Consider the following 3,296-nt stretch of genomic DNA (forward strand, 5'->3'; position numbering starts at 1 on the left):
TGCTTATAATGAAATATAGTCTCGCACATGGTATTGGTTGACGCACATGCTATTCATTGTTATCTGTCTGTCGAAAAGAATAGGTATGAATAAAATCAGAAATATCTGATTTTATTTGACAGAGCCTACATTAAACAGGAACTATGTCAGCCATCATCTTTTGAGAGTATTGGTAAGAGTCTGCACAAAGATCATACTACTGTTTCGAAGAAAATCCGAAATCACCATGCCATACCTTTCTCCATCATTGAACAGTCAGTAAACTTTATGGAATATATTTATCTATAAATTCTATATCCAACATCGTTTTTAATATTTTGATCTTTCTCTTTTCATAAGCATTTGCTGTTTCCATTATAACATGCTTAGTTCATAATTGGTAGACACAATACCACTCATAAACACCTATACAACTCATAAACACCTATACAGTATTATTTCATTTGACTTGTTCCACATTTTGTGCTATTATGATATTGTATTTAAGTTTTTGTGTTATCCCCTAAAGGGAGTCTGGACCATTCTTCCAGAGCACACGTAAGTTTATGTTGGAAATTAGAGTCATTAGGATAGCCGTATTATGCGGTCACTTAATGGCTCTTTTTTTATTTATGGGAAATCTGGGACACAGGTTTCCTGTTCTTTTATTTATTTTTATTATTTTAAAGCCCAAAGAGGCAGAAAGGAGAATTTTTATGTCAGCAATTATTCATGTTATGGGAAGGGTAACAAAGGATCCTGCCATGCAGCAAGGAAAGAACAACGGATCAGAGTACATCAGTCTGGATCTTGCTTCCTCTCAGAGGAGCCAGAACACACAAAATGGTCAGAATGGATACGAGTCCATGTTCTATCAATGCTATTTTAACAAGTTCCTGGCAGAGCGTCTGATCAAAGCCGGTGTAAAATCCGGAACCTGTATCTATGTCTATGGAGATCTGGAAATCCATCCATTTCTCTATCAGCAGGGACAGAAGGCTGGGCAGCCAGGAGTTGGAGCCAAAATTAATGTCAAGGACTGGCAGTTTTGTCTTTCCAACAAACCGGAAAATGAGAATAACGGAAATTCTGGAAATCATCAAAATGGCAATAGCATGCCTAATAACAACAACGGAGGTGCGGCTACCCCAGGAAGTGGCAGTTATCAAAATCGCGCTGCTCAGGGAGGCGGCTACATGAATGGTGCTGGAAATCAAAATGCAGGTATACCAAACACCGCAGGTGCCAGAACACAGGGCAACTCTTATGCAGTTCCACCTTCTGGACCGATTGGAAACAACATGTACCAGCAGAGCTATTATCCACAACAGAACATGGCATACGGACAGCAAGGTGGTTTTACCGGAGACGGTTTTCAGGGAATACCGGAAGGCATGGCTGACCAGCTTCCGTTTAACGGATAACTCAAAAGAAATAACAGGTTGAGGAATTGCTTACCCATCGGGCATGGCGGTTCCTCTTTTTTTGTTTACAGGAAAGGAATCATACAATGAAAGTACGAAGGAAAAAAAGTAAAAGTTTAAAAATATTAAAATCTGTTGTTCTCGTTTTGTTTCTGTCATTACTGTTTATACAGGATAATATAAACCGCTCAGTGATTGCGGGCATTGCACTTGCAGGTATTTTAGGAAGTCTCCTCTTCCTGATTGTCCCGCATCTTCCCCGCATCCCATCTCCGGCACTCAAACGAAAGTCAGCATATTCCTCTGGTAATCCAGACGGTATCACCGATATGGAAACTCTGCTCTGGAGACAGATTAGTTACCAGATTACAGGGAAACTGAAGTCCGCTTATCCGGATGCCACATGGGAATTTACTAAAGAACCAAATGTAGACAGTCTTCTGAATGGAAATGCCCTGCGTATTCGTACCTTCCATACGAAAGAATATAATTTTGCTGAAGTCCGGCTGGACCGTTATGGAGAACTGGTACTTTCTATGATGACGATAGAATCATTAAAGCCAAAGTCGGAACCAGCAGGCACTGATTCCATCGGTCAGGTGGATCCCCAGTCTTGGTATACCCTAATTGGCAAGCCATTACTCTCCAATCTGATTGGAGATCTGCAGGCAAGAGGACATCAAAAATTATTTATCAGCGAAAATGGAGAAATATTTATCAAAAATGGAGATTCCAAGGAAATCAAAGGTACTTTCGAGCATTTTCCGTCCCAAAACTACTGGGCAGCTCTCACAGATATTTTTATCCGTGATGAGCTGAATGCAAAAGAAAACGAAGGCACCCTGGAATTATCCTGGATGTAAAAAAGGAGGAGAAATACTATGCCAAATGGAAACCTGATCAGTAACTGGTCTTTCAAGCGAAAGCTTCCGGAACCTTTTGAAGATTATACGGATGATCCCATCAGGAAGGATGTCTATTCCAAATACTGCACACAGCCTCAGAAACGTTCGACACTTCATGCGTCCACGCTCCGGGCGATTCTTGCATACATGGAACTGGAAAATCCGCCCGGTGGAACCGCTTCTGAAGAACTCGGGGCAATTGGCAGCCAGGGGAATAATTATACAATAGCGGAATATCCCAGCAAAACCGGAGATTTGCATGTGGTGATCTATAACCGGACAAACGGAAAATTCATTGCCGGTATTTATCCCAAACCAATAGATTCCGAAACAACAGCCGACCAATATCTTTTGAAGGAAGATAAGAACAGCGGAACTGCACTTTTGTTTGCGCTGCTCCCTACCATTATGCAGGATGATGAATTTAGCGAATATTATCAGGAGTTGAAAAAGCACCGTGACAATGGTTATACGGATATAGAAGAAGCCGTGAAAACTGCAGCCGTCCTTTGTGACAATATCTATCGCAGATTACGATACGGAACTTCTCTTTCTACCGGCGGGATTCCCAATGATACTCCTGCCAATGGTGCTATTCCAAAGCTCAAACCATTCGCAGTACAACAGGGTACTTACGCTCCTACAAATACGCTCTTTGGTACTTTTCAAGTATTGATTCCCGGTGCTACCACAAAAAGAAACAGGGAGGCCATTGCCAAAGAAGACTTTGTAAACAAATACGTCTTATCCGAATCTCGGATACTCACTCCCCAGGAAGAACTTACTGTTCCAACGCTGGAACCATGGTATATCATACCGCCGGAGATCAAGCGAATCTGTGAACATGCAAAATTGACAACGAATACTGTTTCACCTATGCGGAATTTTCTTCTGCGGGGTCCTGCAGGAACCGGAAAAACAGAAGGTGCCAAGGCGATTGCTGCTGGCTTACATCTGCCCTACCGTTGCATTACCTGCTCTGCCAATA

Annotated in this window: 2 protein-coding genes and 1 pseudogene; all 3 read left to right on the plus strand. The window is 41.9% G+C overall.

The genetic code is table 11. From position 1 onward, the window contains the following. Positions 1 to 695: 695 nt before the first annotated feature. A complete protein-coding gene (locus JQM82_RS14710) occupies positions 696 to 1,403 on the plus strand; it encodes a single-stranded DNA-binding protein (RefSeq protein WP_235251153.1) in 708 nt (235 codons plus the stop codon). A 191-nt stretch (positions 1,404 to 1,594) separates the two neighbouring features. Then, positions 1,595 to 2,266, plus strand: a complete 672-nt coding sequence (locus tag JQM82_RS14715; protein WP_235251154.1) for a hypothetical protein — start codon at positions 1,595 to 1,597, stop codon at positions 2,264 to 2,266. Positions 2,267 to 2,284: 18 nt separating this feature from the next. Continuing rightward, positions 2,285 to 3,296: pseudogene (locus tag JQM82_RS14720) on the plus strand (ATP-binding protein); the annotation flags it as partial.

It is taken from the genome of Faecalicatena contorta (assembly GCF_021531995.1).
Classification (GTDB): Bacteria; Bacillota; Clostridia; order Lachnospirales; family Lachnospiraceae; genus Dorea_A; species Dorea_A contorta_A.